General features: G+C 72.3%; 15 protein-coding genes. 13 read left to right on the top strand and 2 right to left on the bottom strand.

Going from position 1 to position 16707, the window contains the following annotated elements:
• Positions 1-49: 49 nt before the first annotated feature.
• On the bottom strand, positions 50-997 hold the full coding sequence (locus tag ABIB37_RS00465) for an RNase H family protein (RefSeq protein WP_354255320.1): 948 nt from the start codon (positions 995-997) through the stop codon (positions 50-52).
• Positions 998-1085: 88 nt separating this feature from the next.
• Between ABIB37_RS00465 and ispG the strand changes: the two genes are divergently transcribed.
• The 9 genes from ispG to ABIB37_RS00420 are packed head-to-tail and all read left to right on the top strand — an operon-like array spanning position 1086 to position 10477.
• Positions 1086-2228, top strand: coding sequence for a flavodoxin-dependent (E)-4-hydroxy-3-methylbut-2-enyl-diphosphate synthase (gene ispG, locus ABIB37_RS00460; protein WP_123697476.1), 1143 nt, complete (start codon positions 1086-1088; stop codon positions 2226-2228).
• A 7-nt stretch (positions 2229-2235) separates the two neighbouring features.
• Positions 2236-3507, top strand: a complete 1272-nt coding sequence (locus ABIB37_RS00455) for an MFS transporter (protein WP_354255317.1) — start codon at positions 2236-2238, stop codon at positions 3505-3507.
• A gap of 23 nt (positions 3508-3530) precedes the next feature.
• Complete coding sequence (locus ABIB37_RS00450) at positions 3531-4553, top strand: AAA family ATPase (RefSeq protein ID WP_456515419.1); 1023 nt, start codon at positions 3531-3533, stop codon at positions 4551-4553.
• Positions 4554-4561: 8 nt separating this feature from the next.
• Positions 4562-5449: a DUF58 domain-containing protein gene (locus ABIB37_RS00445; RefSeq protein WP_354255311.1), complete on the top strand. Its 888-nt coding sequence runs from the start codon at positions 4562-4564 to the stop codon at positions 5447-5449.
• Positions 5436-5948, top strand: a complete 513-nt coding sequence (locus ABIB37_RS00440) for a hypothetical protein (protein ID WP_354255308.1) — start codon at positions 5436-5438, stop codon at positions 5946-5948. Before ABIB37_RS00445 ends, ABIB37_RS00440 begins: the two co-directional genes overlap by 14 nt.
• Positions 5939-6928 carry a vWA domain-containing protein gene (locus ABIB37_RS00435; protein ID WP_354255306.1) on the top strand — a complete coding sequence of 330 codons (990 nt, stop codon included), beginning with the start codon at positions 5939-5941 and terminating at the stop codon, positions 6926-6928. The genes ABIB37_RS00440 and ABIB37_RS00435 overlap by 10 nt, the downstream gene beginning before the upstream one ends.
• Complete coding sequence (locus ABIB37_RS00430; RefSeq protein WP_354255303.1) at positions 6925-7917, top strand: VWA domain-containing protein; 993 nt, start codon at positions 6925-6927, stop codon at positions 7915-7917. Before ABIB37_RS00435 ends, ABIB37_RS00430 begins: the two co-directional genes overlap by 4 nt.
• The gene (locus tag ABIB37_RS00425; RefSeq protein ID WP_354255300.1) at positions 7914-8663 is read left to right on the top strand and encodes a hypothetical protein; all 750 of its coding nucleotides are present in this window, start codon (positions 7914-7916) and stop codon (positions 8661-8663) included. Before ABIB37_RS00430 ends, ABIB37_RS00425 begins: the two co-directional genes overlap by 4 nt.
• Before the next feature lie 50 nt (positions 8664-8713).
• Complete coding sequence (locus tag ABIB37_RS00420) at positions 8714-10477, top strand: proline--tRNA ligase (RefSeq protein ID WP_354255297.1); 1764 nt, start codon at positions 8714-8716, stop codon at positions 10475-10477.
• On the opposite strand, the gene ABIB37_RS00415 is transcribed toward ABIB37_RS00420, so the two are convergent.
• Complete coding sequence (locus tag ABIB37_RS00415) at positions 10474-11970, bottom strand: alanine/glycine:cation symporter family protein (RefSeq protein WP_354255294.1); 1497 nt, start codon at positions 11968-11970, stop codon at positions 10474-10476. The genes ABIB37_RS00420 and ABIB37_RS00415 overlap by 4 nt on opposite strands.
• Before the next feature lie 92 nt (positions 11971-12062).
• Between ABIB37_RS00415 and nusA the strand changes: the two genes are divergently transcribed.
• From nusA to rbfA, 4 genes are all read left to right on the top strand, one after another.
• A complete protein-coding gene (nusA, locus tag ABIB37_RS00410) occupies positions 12063-13052 on the top strand; it encodes a transcription termination factor NusA (RefSeq protein ID WP_354255291.1) in 990 nt (329 codons plus the stop codon).
• Positions 13053-13091: 39 nt separating this feature from the next.
• Complete coding sequence (locus ABIB37_RS00405; RefSeq protein WP_354255288.1) at positions 13092-13370, top strand: YlxR family protein; 279 nt, start codon at positions 13092-13094, stop codon at positions 13368-13370.
• Between the two features lie 72 nt (positions 13371-13442).
• Positions 13443-16202, top strand: a complete 2760-nt coding sequence (gene infB, locus ABIB37_RS00400) for a translation initiation factor IF-2 (protein WP_354255285.1) — start codon at positions 13443-13445, stop codon at positions 16200-16202.
• A gap of 64 nt (positions 16203-16266) precedes the next feature.
• Positions 16267-16704: a 30S ribosome-binding factor RbfA gene (rbfA, locus tag ABIB37_RS00395; protein ID WP_123697488.1), complete on the top strand. Its 438-nt coding sequence runs from the start codon at positions 16267-16269 to the stop codon at positions 16702-16704.
• Positions 16705-16707: the final 3 nt, after the last annotated feature.

Here is a 16707-nt window from a genome sequence, read left to right as displayed (position 1 = left end):
CACTGAACTCCGGTCGACGCGTCGCCACCAGATGCGATCGTGGCAGCGGCTATCCCTGCAGCGGTGTGCCCTGGTGGAACCGCTGGCGCCAGCTCCCGTCGGCGCGCACCCACAGCGAGCTGCGCAGCGCCTCGGTCGCGCCCGTGCCGCGCCAGACGATGAGGAGCGCGTCGGCGGCGACGCGATGGGCGGCGAGCAGCTCGAGCTCGACCGGTGAGGGGAGCGGGGAGACCTCGGCGAGCAGCTGCTCGCGGCTCCAGCGGCGGCCCGACGCGCCGATCTCCTCCCACTCGGGATGCAGCAGCGCCGCGACGCGCGCACGGTCGGCGCGCACGTCGTCGCGCAGCAGCTCCCGCTCGAGGCGCACGACGGCCGCCTGGTCGGCGTCGGCGGCGGCCTCGGCGGCCGGGAGGACGTCGTCGGCGGCGAAGCCGTCGAGGTCGTCGAACAGGCCGACGGACGTCGACGGCCGAGCCGGTGCCGGCGTGGGCGCTGCGGCGGCAGGCGGCGCGGGCGCGCGCGTCACGCCGCCGAACCCGGGTCCCGCATCCGGGACCGCGCCGCGCTGGTAGGCGGTCGCGGCGCCGTTCGCGAGCCGGTCGGCCTCCTCGTTGAGCGGATGCCCCGCGTGGCCGCGCACCCACTCGAAGCGCACCACGTCGCCGGCCGCCTTCCGCGCCGTCATCAGGCGGTCGAGCTCCTCGAGCAGCTCGCGGTTCATCACCGGCTTGCCGTCGGCCTTCCGCCAGCCCTTGCGCTTCCAGCCGGGCATCCACTGTGTGATCGACTTGATGACGTACTGGCTGTCGCACAGGATCAGCAGCTCGTCGACGCCCTCGGTCTGCTGCAGCAGGTCGATCACCGCCGAGAGCTCGCCGATGTTGTTCGTGCCCTGCCGCTGGCCGCCCGCCGCCCAGCGGGCGTCGTCGATGTACCAGCCCCAGCCGGTGGGCCCGGGATTGCCGAGGGAGGAGCCGTCCGCTGCTGCCGTGATCACGCCTCGATCATCGCAGTCCCGGACCCGGCGACCGGCCCGGCGGTCGGGCGGCGCGGCTCTCAGGGCCAGCGCGCGTAGGCTTGCGACCATGGCAGCCATCAATCTCGGCAAGCCCGAGCCGCTCACGCTCGCGCCCCGTCGCAAGAGCAGGCAGATCAAGGTCGGCAAGGTGCTCGTCGGTGGTGACGCGCCCGTCTCGGTGCAGTCGATGACCACGACGAAGACCACCGACATCAACGCGACGCTCCAGCAGATCGCCGAGCTGACGGCGACCGGCTGCGACATCGTGCGCGTCGCGGTGCCGAGCCAGGACGACGCGGATGTGCTGCACATCATCGCGAAGAAGAGCCAGATCCCGGTCATCGCCGACATCCACTTCCAGCCGAAGTACGTCTACCAGGCGATCGACGCGGGCTGCGCCGCCGTGCGCGTCAACCCGGGCAACATCCGCAAGTTCGACGACCAGGTCGGCGAGATCGCGAAGCGCGCGAAGGCCGCGGGCGTGAGCCTGCGCATCGGGGTCAACGCCGGCTCGCTCGACCCGCGCCTGCTCGAGAAGTACGGCAAGGCGACGCCCGAGGCGCTCGTCGAGTCGGCGGTCTGGGAGGCGAGCCTGTTCGAGGAGCACGACTTCCACGACTTCAAGATCTCGGTCAAGCACAACGACCCGGTCGTCATGGTGAAGACCTACCGGATGCTCGCCGAGCGCGGCGACTGGCCGCTGCACCTCGGCGTCACCGAGGCGGGCCCGGCGTTCCAGGGCACGATCAAGTCGTCGACGGCCTTCGCGATCCTGCTCGCCGAGGGCATCGGCGACACCATCCGCGTCTCGCTCTCGGCCCCGCCCGCCGAGGAGATCAAGGTCGGCCTGCAGATCCTGCAGTCGCTCAACCTCCGCGAGCGCAAGCTCGAGATCGTGTCGTGCCCGTCGTGCGGCCGCGCGCAGGTCGACGTCTACTCGCTCGCCGACGCCGTCACCGAGGGCCTCAAGGACGTGCAGGTGCCGCTGCGCGTCGCCGTCATGGGATGCGTCGTCAACGGTCCGGGCGAGGCGCGCGAGGCCGACCTCGGCGTCGCATCCGGCAACGGCAAGGGCCAGATCTTCATCAAGGGCGAGGTCGTCAAGACCGTGCCCGAGGCGCTCATCGTGCCGACGCTCATCGAGGAGGCGCGGAAGCTCGCCGCCGAGCAGGGCCTGCCCGCGGGCGAGGCCACCGTCGTCACGGCCTGAGCCGGCCGTGACCGCCGCAGGGGCGCCGCACCCGTCGCAGCGCCGCACCCTCGTGGTGCTGTCGGCGGTGCAGGCGCTCGGCGGCGTCGCGAACGGCGTCGCCCTGGGCGTCGGCTCGCTGCTCGTCGCGCAGGTGACCGGGCGCGAGGAGCTCGCCGGGCTCGCCGCGACGCTGCTCACGCTCGGCGGCGCCGGACTCGCGCTGCCGCTCGCGCGGCTCGCGCACCGGCGCGGCCGGCGCATCGCGCTCACCGCCGGCGCGCTGCTCGCGCTCGTCGGCACGGTGCTGCTCGCGGTCGGCGGCGCGCTCGGCTCGCCGTGGATCGTGCTGCCCGGCTTCCTGCTGCTCGGCGGCGCGATGGCCGTCAACCTGCAGTCTCGCTTCGCCGCGACCGACCTCTCGCAGCCGTCTCGGCGCGGGCGCGACCTCGCGCTCGTCGTGTGGATGACGACGATCGGCGTGATCGTCGGCCCCAACCTCATCGCGCCGGGCGACGCGCTCGGCACGGCGCTCGGGCTGCCGCACCTCGTCGGCGCCTACGTCATCTCCGGCGCCGCGACCGCGCTCATGGCGGCGGTGCTGTGGCTGCTGCTGCGGCCGGACCCGCTGCTCGAGAGCCGCGCCGACGCGCCCGCCGCGGTCGGCCCGACCGCTCGGCTTCGGCTGCGCGACCACCCGCGCGCGGTCGCGGCCGTCGTCGCGGTCGCCGCCGCCCACGCGACGATGGTCGGCGTGATGGCGCTCACGCCCGTGCACCTCGAGCACGCCGGCCACGCGCTCGCGCTCATCGGCTTCACGATGAGCGCCCACACCGCCGGCATGTACGCGCTCTCGCCGGTCTTCGGCTGGCTCACCGACCGCGTCGGCCCGCGCGCGACCACGCTGCTGGGCGCCGCCATCCTGCTCTCGTCGGTCATCGCGAACCTGCTGCTCGGGCCCGACCTCGCGCCCGTCGGGCTCGCACTGCTCGGCCTCGGCTGGAGCGCCGCGACGGTCGCCGGGTCGACGATCGTCGCGGGCGCCGTCGTGCCGGCGCTGCGGCCGGCGCTGCAGGGGCGCAGCGACCTCGTCATGGGGCTCGCGGGCGCCGCCGCGGGGGCGGCGGCCGGTCCGCTGCTCGGGCTCGCCGGCTACGGCGGCCTCAACCTCGCGATGCTGCCGGTCATCGCGACGGTCGCGATCGCGGCGGTGCTCGCGACCCGTCGGCCAGGCGGCGGCGCCGGCGGCGCTCCGTCCAGCGGCCGTCCAGCGGCTCGCACCGGCCGCCGGGTACCGTGAGCGAGGCGACCGCCGCCGCCACCATGCCAGAAGGAGCGCCCGTGTCGAACGCAGTCCCCGGCCGGGACCCCATCACGCCCGAGGAGCTGGAGCGCGCGAAGCGCATCATCCGCGCGGTCGAGCAGTCGTTCCAGTCGACGGTCGTCGGCCAGCACCAGCTGCTGCGCTCGCTGCTCGTCGCGCTGCTCACGGGCGGCCACGTGCTCATGGAGTCGGTGCCGGGGCTCGCGAAGACGACCGCCGCCGCGACGCTCGCGCGATCGGTGACGGCGTCGTTCCACCGCATCCAGTGCACCCCGGACCTGCTGCCGAGCGACATCGTCGGCACCCAGATCTACGACCAGCACTCGGGCGACTTCCGCACCCAGCTCGGGCCGGTGCACGCCAACTTCGTGCTGCTCGACGAGATCAACCGCTCGAGCGCGAAGACGCAGTCGGCGATGCTCGAGGCGATGCAGGAGCGCCAGACCTCGATCGGCGGCGAGACGCACCGGCTGCCGGAGCCGTTCCTCGTGCTCGCGACGCAGAACCCGATCGAGCAGGAGGGCACCTACACGCTGCCCGAGGCCCAGCTCGACCGCTTCCTGCTGAAGGAGATCCTCACCTACCCGTCGCCGACGGAGGAGGCCGAGATCGTGCGCCGCGCCGAGACGGGCGTCTTCGAGGCGCCGGACGAGCCGGTCGCGTCGCTCGACGACGTGCGCTTCCTGCAGGCGCTCGTGAAGCGGGTCTACGTCGACCAGGCGATCACGAACTACGTCGTGCAGCTCATGTACGTGACGCGGCACGCGAAGGACTACATCGGCGCGCAGCTCGCCGGCTACATCGAGTACGGCGCGAGCCCGCGCGGCTCGCTGTCGTTCGCGCAGGCGTCGCGCGCGCTCGCGCTCGTGCAGGGCCGCGACTGGGTGATCCCGGAGGACGTCAAGGACCTGCGGCACGCCATCCTGCGGCACCGCCTCATCCTCGGCTACGAGGCGGAGGCCGACGGCGTGACGAGCGAGGAGATCATCGACGCGATCTTCGCCGCTGTGCGGACCCCGTAGGACCCGTCGTGGAGCGACGACTGCGCAAGGTGAAGACCACCATGTCGATCCACGCGCACCGCCGCACCCTCGAGCTGCTCGACGGCGAGTACGCGTCGATCCACCACGGCCGCAGCCACGACTTCGACGACCTGCGCGAGTACCAGCCGGGCGACGACGTCAAGGACATCGACTGGAAGGCGACCGCGCGCAGCCACGTGCCGCTCGTGAAGCGGTACATCGCGTCGCGGCAGCACACCCTGCTGCTCGTGGTCGACTCCGGCCGGAACATGGCGGCGACGGCGGAGTCGGGGGAGACGAAGCAGGAGATCGCGATCCTCGTCGCGGGCGTGCTCGGCTACCTGGCGACCCGGCACGGCGACCGCGTCGGCCTGCTCATGGGCGACGCCGACCGGCTCGAGAGCATGCAGGAGGGCGGCTCCGAGTCGCACCTCGAGCGCATGCTGCGCCGCGTCGACGAGGCGATCGCGCTCGAGGGGCCGCGCTCCGACCTCGAGGGCGTGCTCGGGCAGGCCGTGCGGCGGATGCGCCGGCGCTCGATCATCGTCGTGATCGCCGACGACCTCGCCTACACGCACGACCTCGACGTGCACCTCGGCAGGCTCCACACCCGGCACGAGGTGCTGTGGGTGTCGATCGGCGACGCCGACCTCATGTCGCGCCACCGCGACCACCGCGAGCTCGTCGGCGTCGACTCGGGGCTCGGCCTGCCGCCGTTCCTGCGCCGCGACCGCGGGCTCCGCAGGGCGTTCGACGAGGCCACCGCCGAGCGGCGCCAGCGGCTCGAGGCGGGCCTACGCACCCTCGGCATCGCCTCCGTGCGCATCGGCGACAGCGCCGGCGCGATCGGCGGCCTCTTCCGGCTGCTCGAGAGGCACCGCCGTGCACGCCGCTGATCTGGTCCACTCGCTGGCGGCAGCGCTCGCGCAGCTGCCGGCACCCGACACGTACGGGCCGTTCGGCTACGGCCCGTGGTGGCTGCTCGGCGCGGCCGCGCTGCTGCTCGTGCTGGCCGCCTACGCCTTCGCGTGGCTCTGGACGCGCCCGCGCGGCATCCTCGAGCCGCCGCCCCCGCCGCCCGTGCCCATCGACGTGCGCAGCGTCAAGCAGAAGTACCTCGGGATGATCGAGGAGGTCGCCGAGGAGCACGAGCGCGGCGAGCTCGACGCCCGCGGCCTCGCGCAGCGGCTCAGCCTCGTGCTGCGCTTCTTCGCGCACGAGTCCACCGGCGTCGTCGCCGAGGTGATGACCCTGCGCGACCTGCAGGGCGCCGACCTGCCGAGCGTGCACGGCGCGGTCGAGCAGTACTACCCGTCGTCGTTCCGGCGCGCGGCGAAGCACGACCCGGACGCGGCGATCGCCTCCGCGCGGCAGGTGGTCTCGACGTGGATGTGACGCTGCTGTGGCCATGGGTGCTGCCCATCGCGATCGGGATCGGGCTGCTGCTCGCCGCGCTCGGGCTCTGGCTGCCGCGGCGCAGGCGCGATCGCGGCCTGCCCGTCGCCCACGTCGACCGGATGACCTCGCTCGCCGCCTTCCGCGGCGCGCTGCTGCGCTACCGGCTCTGGATCGGCGGCGCGCTCGTCGCGTCGCTCGTCGGCGTCGCGGTCGCCGGCGCGATCGGCTCGCGCCCCTCCGGCATCAGCGCGAACCAGGAGGAGGACTACAAGCGCGACATCGTGCTGTGCCTCGACGTCTCCGGGTCGATGGTCGACGTCGACGCCGAGATCCTGGGCGTCTACCAGCAGATCGCGTCCGAGCTCGACGGCGAGCGCATCGGCATGCGCATCTTCGACGCGTCGAGCGTCATGGCCTTCCCGCTCACGAGCGACTACGAATACATCGCCGGCCAGCTCGGCCGCTACCAGCGGGCGCTGAGCGGCACGCTCGGCCCCGACGAGCAGTTCAACTACCTCGCGGGCACCGCGAGCGGCCTCGGCGCGTCCCTCGTCGGCGACGGGCTCGCCTCGTGCGTGCTCGACTTCGCCGACCTCGAGGCGAGCGAGCGGCCGCGGTCGATCATCCTCGCGACCGACAACGTCGTGAACGGCCAGCAGATCTTCTCGCTGCCGCAGGCCGGCCAGCTCGCCGTCGACAACGAGGTGCGGGTGTACGCGATCAACCCGTTCGACTTCGGCGGCGACATGGCCTCGCAGGAGCTGCGCGAGGTCTCCGAGGGCACCGGCGGCGCCTACTTCGCGCTCGACTTCGCCCAGACCGTGCCGCAGATCGTCGACCGCGTCAACGCGATCGAGGCCGGCTACATCGAGACCCCGCCGCAGGTGCAGATCATCGACCGGCCAGGCGCCCTGCCGCTCATCGTGCTCGTGCTCGTCGCGGGCGTCTGCCTCGCAGCCTGGAGGGTGCGCCTGTGATCACCTTCCACCCGACCCTGCCGATCGTCGTCGCCGTGCTCGGCGTCGCGATGCTCGCGCTCTGCCTCTGGCAGCTCGTCGCGGTGCGCGGCCGCCGCCTCGCGTGGCTGCGGCGCTCGCTGCTCGTGCTGCTCGCGGTCGCGATGGCCTTCCGGCCCGCCCTGCCCGGCGGCGAGGTGCCCACCGCGACCATCCAGGCTCGCGTGTTCATCATGATCGACACGTCGCAGTCGATCGCCGCCGAGGACTGGGGGAGCGACCCTCGGCTGACCGGCATGCAGGAGGACGTCGTCGAGATCGCGCGCGCCTTCGCCGGCGCCGACCTCTCGGTCATCTCCTTCGACTCGCAGGCGATCCTGCGGGTGCCGCTCACCGACGACGGCTCCGCCGTGATCGAGATGGTGCGGGCGCTGCGCCCGGAGATCGCGCAGCAGTCGCGCGGCACCTCCGTCGCCGTCGCCCACGACCTGCTCAAGACCGAGCTCGAGCGCAGCCAGGCGGCCGAGCCAGACTCGCCAGCGATCGTGTTCTACCTCGGCGACGGCGAGCACACCGCCGAGGATCAGCCGCAGTCGTTCGACGACGTCGCCGGGCTCGTCGACCGCGGGCTCGTGCTCGGCTACGGCACCGAGCAGGGCGGGCGGATGCGGGTGTCGAGCTTCGACCCCGCCGCGCAGGACCAGTACGTGCAGGACCCCGCCGGCGGCGACGCGCTCTCACGCATCGACGAGGGGCAGCTCGGCGCGATCGCCGACCAGCTCGGCATCACCTACCTGCACCGCGCGCCCGGCCTGCCCATCGCCGACGCGCTCGGCCCGATGGCGGCGGCCGACGGCGAGGCGAACCTCGACCGCACCGAGGAGGCGCGGCTCGAGATCGCCTGGGTGCTCGGCGTGCCGATCGCGCTGCTGCTCGCGTGGGAGGCGCTCAGCCTCGCCCGCTCGCTCCGCGGGACCCGCGGCATCCTCAGCAGGGAGGGGTCGCGATGACCCGCCGTCGTCGCGTGCTCACCGACGGCCAGCGCCGCACGCTGCGCTGGTGGCTCATGCTCGGGCTCATCCCCGTGGCGCTCGCGGTGCTCGTCGTCGCGACGAAGCTCATCAGCGTCAACGTGCTGTCGCAGACCGCGATCGACCGCTTCGAGGCGCGTGCCTACGCGCAGGGCGCCGAGGCGGCCCGCGGGCTCGAGCTGTGGAACTGGGTCGAGCCGTGGAAGGGGCCGTTCGACCTCGGCGTGAGCCTGGCGATGGCGGGATCCCTCGAGGAGGGCCGCGCGGCGCTCGAGCGGTCGCTCGAGCTGCACGGCGAGCCCGTCACGCCGCCGCAGGTGCACGAGCACTGCATCATCGTCGCCTCGCTCGTCACGACGATCGAGAAGCAGGGCGACGTCGCGCGCGAGGCCGACGACGTGCAGACCGCGAACGGCTTCTACGGCGAGGCGCTCGCGCTCATCGACGGGGTGCCGGACGGCTGCCTCGACGAGCCGCTGCCGAACGAGGCCGACACCGCCGAGCAGCTCGAAGCCGCGACCCCGCGCATCGAGGAGAAGATCGAGGACCCGTCCGGCGACGGCGACGGCGAGGGCGAGGGCGAGGGCGACAGCGAGGGGGAGCCGCAGACGCCCGAGGAGCAGCTCGAGGAGCAGAACCAGGACGCGCAGGAGGAGCAGCAGCAGCAGGACCAGTACGACGAGGGCGAGGACGGCGGCGGCACCGGCGTCGACCGCCCGTGGTGAGCCCGCGACACCGTGAGCCCGCGACACCGGCGAGTCCCTAGACTCGCAGGGTGATCCGCCTCTCCGAGCTCTTCTTCACCACCCTCCGCGAGGACCCGGCCGAGGCCGAGGTCGCGAGCCACCGGCTGCTCCTGCGCGCGGGCTACATCCGCCGCGCCGGCGCCGGGCTCTACTCGTGGCTGCCGCTCGGCCTGCGCGTGCGCCGCAACATCGAGCGGGTCGTGCGCGAGGAGATGGAGGCCGCGGGCGCGCAGGAGGTGCTGTTCCCCGGCCTGCTGCCGCGCGAGCCCTACGAGCGCACCGGCCGCTGGACCGAGTACGGCGACGGCATCTTCCGCCTGCAGGACCGCAAGGGCGCCGACCACCTGCTCGCCCCCACGCACGAGGAGGTCTTCACGCTGCTCGTGCAGGACCTCGTCTCGAGCTACAAGGCGCTGCCGCTGACGATCTTCCAGATCCAGGACAAGTACCGCGACGAGGCGCGGCCCCGCGCGGGCCTGCTGCGGGCGCGCGAGTTCACGATGAAGGACGCCTACTCGTTCGACGTCGACGACGCGGGCCTCGACGCCTCCTACCAGCGCCAGCGCGACGCCTACGAGCGCATCTTCCAGCGCCTCGGCCTCGAGTACGTGATCGTCTCGGCCGACGCGGGTGCGATGGGCGGCTCGAAGTCCGAGGAGTTCCTGCACCCGACGCCCGTCGGCGAGGACACGATCGTGCGCTCGGCAGGCGGCTACGCCGCGAACGTCGAGGCGTTCGAGACGGTGGCGCCCGAGCCGCTCCCCGTCGAGGGCCAGCCCGCGGCAGCCGTGCGCGACACCCCGGACACGCCCACGATCGACACCCTGGTCGCCGACGCGAACGCGCGCTTCCCGCGCGAGGACGGCCGTGCATGGACGGCGGCGGACACGCTGAAGAACGTCGTGCTGCGGCTCACGCACCTCGACGGCAGCCGCGAGCTCGTCGTCATCGGCCTGCCCGGCGACCGCGAGGTCGACCAGAAGCGCGTCGAGGTGGCGTTCCAGCCCGCCGACGTCACCGCGGCCGACGAGGACGACTTCACGGCCAACCCTGGCCTCGTGAAGGGCTACATCGGGCCGTGGTCGACCGCCGGCGCGGTGCTCGGCGAGGAGGCCGCCACCGGCATCCGCTACCTGCTCGACAAGCGCGTCGTCGACGGCTCGAGCTGGATCACCGGCGCGAACGAGCCGGGCAAGCACGTCTTCGGGCTCGTCGCGGGCCGCGACTTCGCGGGCGACGGATGGGTCGAGGCCGCCGACGTGCGCGCCGGCGACCCCGCGCCCGACGGCTCCGGACCCGTCACGCTCGAGCGCGGCATGGAGGTCGGCCACGTCTTCCAGCTCGGCCGCAAGTACGCAGAGGCGCTCGGCCTCAAGGTGCTCGACCAGAACGGCAAGCTCGTCACCGTCACGATGGGCTCCTACGGCATCGGCGTGACGCGCAACCTCGCGGCGATCGTCGAGCGGTCGCACGACGAGAAGGGCATCATCTGGCCGCGCGAGATCGCGCCGTTCGACGTGCACGTCGTCGCCACCGGCAAGGACGCGCGCGCCTTCGAGGTCGCCGAGACCGTGATCGCGGGCCTCGAGGCGCGCGGGCTCGAGGTGCTCTTCGACGACCGCCCCAAGGTCTCGCCGGGCGTCAAGTTCGGCGACGCCGAGATCATCGGCGTGCCGCAGATCGTCATCGTCGGCCGCGACGCGCACGAGGGTCTCGTCGACGTCTGGGACCGGGCGACGGGGGAGCGGCAGCAGGTCGCGCTCGACGCGCTGGAGGAGGCGCTGGGGCGCTAGGCCTGGCGCCCGGCGCCCGCCTCGGGCGCCGTGCGCCCGGGAGCCGCATCGGCGATCGTCCACTGGCCGGTGACCGACTCGGCGTCCTCCCACACCTCCACGCCGCGGACGTCCGGGAGCATGTCGCGCGTGAACACGGGATCCTTGCCCGCCCTGCGCTGCTCGTCGAAGTTCCGCAGCAGCTTGAAGGCGACCCCCGAGAGCAGCGCGATGGCGACGAGGTTCACGATCGCCATGACGCCCATGAGCAGGTCCGCGGTGTTCCAGATGGTCGCGGTGGCGATGACGGATCCGCCCAGCACCGCGGCCACCGCGAGCACGCGGTAGGCGGTGAGCGCGACGCGGCTCTCCGTGATGAACTCGATGTTCGACTCGCCGTAGTAGTAGTTGCCGATGATCGACGAGAACGCGAGCAGGAAGACGATGAGCGACAGCGCGACCCCCGCCCACGCGCCGAGCTCGCCCGTCACGGCATCGAACGTCAGGCCGATGCCGCCCTCTGCGCCGGTGAGGTCTGGCGTGGAGACCAGGATGATGAACGCCGTGATCGAGCAGACCAGGAAGGTGTCGAAGTAGACGCCGAGCGTCTGCACGAGGCCCTGCTTCGCCGGGTGCGTGACCGCCGCGGATGCCGCGCCGTTCGGCGCCGATCCCAGGCCGGCCTCGTTCGAGAACATGCCTCGCTTGACGCCCTGCATGATGATCGTGCCGATCGCGCCGCCGGCGACCTGCTGGAAGCCGAACGCGCCGGCGTAGATCTCGCCGAGCACGCGCGGCACCTCGGTGATGTTCATGCCGACGATGATGAGCCCGAGCAGCAGGTAGAGCAGCGCCATCGCGGGGACGAGCGACTCCGTCACCTTCGCGATGCGGCGGACACCGCCGAACACGATGAGGCCCGTCAGCACGGCGACGACGGCGCCGATGACCCACGGGAGCCATGCAGCGTCCGACCCGATCGTGGAGGTCACCGTGGCGACGATCGTGTTCGCCTGCAGCGACGAGAACGCGAACGGGAAGCAGACGATGAGGATGACGGCGAACAGGATGCCCATCCAGCGGGCGCCGAGGCCCCGCTGCATGTAGTACGCGGGGCCGCCGCGGAAGCCGTCGGCGTCGCGGTGCTTGTACAGCTGCGCGAGCGTCGACTCGATGAACGACGACGCGCCGCCGACGAACGCCATCGTCCACATCCAGAACACGGCACCCGGTCCGCCGATCGCGATCGCCGTCGCGACACCGGCGATGTTGCCGACGCCCACGCGGCTCGCCGCCGAGATGGTGAACGCCTGGAAGGACGACACCGACTGGTTGCTGCCGTCGCGTGCCTTCGGCGTCTTGTCGGTGAGCACCCGGAACATCGACGGCAGCAGCCGCAGCTGCACGACGCCGGTCCGGATCGTGAAGTAGATGCCCAGCACGGCGAGCACGGGCAGGACCACCCACGTCCACCAGAAGTCGCCGGTCGTCAGCACGAGGTCGTCGAAGCTCATGCGGGCCAGACTAGTTCCCGGGTCGCCCCTCTGGCGCTAGACTGATCGGTCGGCATCGGATGCCGGATGGACGCGGAACAAGGAGCCCACAAGTGAAGATCGATCTGACCGTGCTGAAGACCGTCGAGCGCGAGCGGGAGATCTCCTCGGACGCCCTGATCCACATCATCGAGCAGGCGATCCTGCAGGCGCACCTCCGCTCGGGCGAGAAGCACGACGCCGCGGCGCCGCAGCCCCGCGTCGAGGTCGACCGCGCGACCGGCGAGGTGACGCTCTTCGAGCCCGAGCTCGACGAGGACGGCAACCGCATCGGCGAGTCGATCGCGACCACCGAGGACTTCAGCCGCATCGCCGCATCCGCCGCGAAGCAGGTCATCTTCCAGGCGCTGCGCGACAAGAGCGACGAGACCGTGCTGGGGGCCTACAAGGACCGCGAGGGCGACATCATCGCCGGCGTCGTCCAGCAGGGCACGAACCCGCGCATGGTCCACGTCAAGCTCGGCGACGACATGGAGGCGCTGCTGCCGCCCGAGGAGCAGGTGCCGGGCGCCGAGTACAAGCACGGCCAGCGGATGCGCGTCTACATCACGAAGGTCGAGCGCGGCCAGCGCGGCCCGCAGGTCACCGTGAGCCGCACCCACCCGTCGCTCGTGCGCCGGCTCTTCGCGCTCGAGGTGCCCGAGATCGCCTCCGGCGCGGTCGAGATCGTCGCGATCGCGCGCGAGGCCGGCCACCGCACGAAGATCGCCGTGCGCGCCACCCGCCCCGGCATCAACGCGAAGGGCGCGTGCATCGGTGAGCTCGGCGCCCGCGTGCGCGCGGTGCAGGCGGAGCTCGGCGACGAGAAGGTCGACATCGTCGACTACTCCGAGGACCTGCCCGCCTTCGTCGCGAGCGCGCTGAGCCCCGCGCGGGTGTCGGACGCGTTCATGCTCGACGAGAAGACGAAGGCGGTGCGCGCGCTCGTGCCCGACTTCCAGCTCTCGCTCGCGATCGGTCGGGAGGGCCAGAACGCCCGCCTGGCGGCGAAGCTGACCGGCGCGAAGATCGACATCCAGCCCGACTCGGTCATGGATGAGTGACACGCCCACCTGCGTCCCGGGCGTGTCTGCGCTAGACTGATGAGCATCCGTACGTGCCTCGGCTGTCGCGCGCGCACTGAACCCGCACATCTCGTGCGGATCGTGGGCGCAGGCGGAGCGGCGGTCGTCGATCCCGATCGACGGCTTCCCGGCCGAGGGGCGTGGGTGCATCCGACGCAGCAGTGCGTGGAACGCGCGGTCCGCGCGATCCCGCGAGCGCTGCGCCAGCGCCTGGACACGTCACCCATCGCACGATGGGCCCAGGACGGGCTCGACCCGAGCCCCGACCGAAGGAATGAAAAGCACATGGACAACTGATGAGCAGCTCGAAATGAGACCCGTCAGCAATTGAGTCCGCCCTGTCCTGGGCGGACCAGGACAGGAGAGAACGTGGCAAACCCACGCGTGCACGAGATCGCCGCCGAGCTCGGCGTCGAGAGCAAGGTCGCGATGGCCAAGCTCAAGGAGATGGGCGAGTTCGTCAAGGGACCCGCCTCGGCGATCGCACCCCCGGTCGCCCGCAAGCTGAAGGCCGCTCTGGCGTCCGAGAGCGCGAGCGCACCTGCGGCCGCGGCCCCGAAGGCACCGGCCAAGGCCGCCCCGTCGGCAAAGCTGGCATCGGCCACCCCCGCAGCGGCTGCCCCCGCCGCGACCCCGAAGGCTGCGGCTCCCGCGGCCCCGCAGGCCGCACCGGCACCCGCACCCACCGCGGCGCCTGCCGCGACGCCCGCCCCGAAGGCTGCGCCGGCTCCGGCAGCGCAGACCCCTGCGCCGGCATCGCCCGCACCCGCAGCGCCCGCATCCGCATCGCCCGCACCCGCCGCGCCCGCGCAGCAGGGCGATGGCGACAGCGGCAGCAGCATCCCCCGCCCGATGGGCCGCCCCGGCGCACCGCGCCCGGGCAACAACCCGTTCGCGTCCGCGCAGGGCATGGGCCGGCCGCGCGTCGGCAACAACCCGTTCACGAGCAAGGCGGGCCCCGGCGGCCCGCGCCCCGTGGCTCCGCGCCCCGGCGCTCCCCGCCCGGGCGCACCGCGTCCCGGCGCTCCCCGTCCCGGCGCCCCCCGCACCGGCGGCCCCGGCCGACCCGGAGCCGGCGGTCGCCCCGGCGGCGGCTTCCAGCGCCCCGGCGCCGGCGCTCCCGGTCCCGGTGCTCCGGGCCGCGGCGGTCCCGCGTTCGCGGGTCGTCCCGGTGGTGGCGGTCGCGGTCGCGGCGGCACGGCCGGCGCGTTCGGCAAGGGCGGCGCGAAGGGCAAGTCCCGCAAGTCGAAGCGCACGAAGCGGCTCGAGTTCGAGATGCGCGAGGCGCCCTCGATCGGCGGCGTCAAGGTCCGTCGCGGCGATGGCACCACGGTCATCCGCATGCGCCGCGGCGCATCGATCGCGGACTTCGCCGAGAAGATCGACGCGAGCCCCGGTGACCTGGTGACCGTGCTGTTCCACCTCGGTGAGATGGCGACGGCGACGGAGTCGCTCGACGAGGCCACCTTCGAGCTGCTCGGAGCGGAGCTCGGCTACCGCATCCAGATCGTCAGCCCCGAGGACGAGGACAAGGAGCTCCTGGAGGGCTTCGACATCGACCTCGAGCAGGAGCTCGAGGACGAGACCGACGAGGACCTCGTCTACCGCTCGCCCGTCGTCACGGTCATGGGTCACGTCGACCACGGCAAGACGCGCCTGCTCGACGCCATCCGCGACGCGAACGTCATCGACGGCGAGGCCGGCGGCATCACGCAGCACATCGGCGCCTACCAGGTCTGGAAGGAGCACGAGGGCGAGGACCGCGCGATCACCTTCATCGACACCCCGGGTCACGAGGCGTTCACCGCCATGCGTGCCCGCGGTGCGCAGGTGACCGACATCGCGATCCTGGTGGTCGCGGCGGACGACGGCATCATGCCGCAGACCATCGAGGCGCTGAACCACGCGCAGGCGGCCAACGTGCCGATCGTGGTCGCGGTCAACAAGGTCGACAAGGAGGGGGCGAACCCCGCCAAGGTGCGCCAGCAGCTCACCGAGTACGGCCTCGTCACCGAGGAGTACGGCGGCGACACGATGTTCGTCGACGTCTCCGCGCTCGCCCGCACGGGCATCGAGGAGCTCCTCGAGGCCGTGCTGCTCACCGCGGACGCAGGTCTCGACCTGCGAGCCAACCCCAACAAGGAGGCTCGCGGCGTCGCGATCGAGGCGAGGCTCGACAAGGGCCGCGGCGCCGTGGCGACCGTGCTCATCCAGTCGGGCACGCTGCGCGTCGGCGACGCGATCGTCGCGGGCACGGCCTACGGCCGCGTCCGTGCGATGGTCGACGACCGCGGCGAGCTGGTCCAGGAGGCCGGCCCGTCGATGCCCGTCCAGGTGCAGGGCCTCTCGAGCGTCCCGCGCGCCGGCGACAGCTTCATCGTCACCGAGGAGGACCGCACCGCGCGCCAGATCGCTGAGAAGCGCGAGGCCGTGGAGCGCAACGCGCAGCTGGCGAAGGCCCGCAAGCGCCTGTCGCTCGAGGACTTCAAGCTGGCGCTGGAGCAGGGCAAGGTCGAGACGCTCAACCTCATCATCAAGGGCGACGTGTCGGGTGCCGTGGAGGCGCTCGAGGAGTCGCTCATGAAGATCGAGATCGACGACACCGTCGACCTGCGGATCATCCACCGCGGCGTCGGCGGCGTCACCGAGTCGGACGTGAACCTGGCGACGGTCGACTCGGCCGTCATCATCGGCTTCAACGTGCGCCCCGACCCGAAGGCTCGAGAGCGCGCCGCCCGCGAGGGCGTCGACATCCGCTTCTACAACGTGATCTACGCGGCCATCGAGGACGTGGAGAACTCGCTGAAGGGCATGCTCAAGCCGGAGTTCGAGGAGAAGCAGTCGGGCGTGGCGGAGATCCGCGAGGTGTTCCGCTCGTCCAAGTTCGGCAACATCGCCGGCTGCATCGTGCGCTCGGGGACGATCACCCGCAACGCCAAGGCTCGCGTCATCCGCGACGGCGTCGTGCTGGCCGATGGCCTCGCCATCGAGTCGCTGCGCCGCTTCAAGGACGACGTCACCGAGGTCCGCACGGACTTCGAGTGCGGCATCGGCCTCGGCAAGTTCAACGATCTGCAGATCGGCGACGAGATCGAGACCACCGAGATGGTGGAGAAGCCGCGCGTCTGACGCGCAATCGGGTGTGGGGCGACTGCGGTCGCCCCACACCTGTCTCTAGGACCGGAGGAACCACATGGCAGAGAACCCCAGGGCGAGGAAGATCGCCGACCGCATCCACGAGATCACCGTGCGCGCGCTCGAGCACGAGGTGCGCGACCCGCGGCTCGGCTTCGTGACGATCACGGCGGTGCGGATGACGGGCGACCTCCAGCACGCCTCGATCTTCTACACGGTCTACGGCACCGACGAGGAGCGCGAGGAGACCGCGAGGGCCCTCACGAGCGCGAAGGGCGTCGTGCGCCGCGAGATCGGCAAGGGCCTGACGCTGCGGCTGACGCCGTCGATCGAGTTCTTCCTCGACGCGCTGCCCGAGAATGCCGCGTCGATCGAGCACCTGCTCGACGAGGCGCGCGTGCGCGACCGCGCCGCGCAGGAGGCGGCCGCCGCCGCGCAGTACGCCGGCGACGCCGACCCCTACAAGAAGCCGCGCGAGATCGACGACGAGGACTGACGG

Origin of the sequence: Agrococcus sp. UYP10, from assembly GCF_040547205.1 — a bacterium.
GTDB classification, from domain to species: domain Bacteria; phylum Actinomycetota; class Actinomycetes; order Actinomycetales; family Microbacteriaceae; genus Agrococcus; species Agrococcus jenensis.
This window is presented reverse-complemented; position numbering and strand designations above follow the sequence as displayed.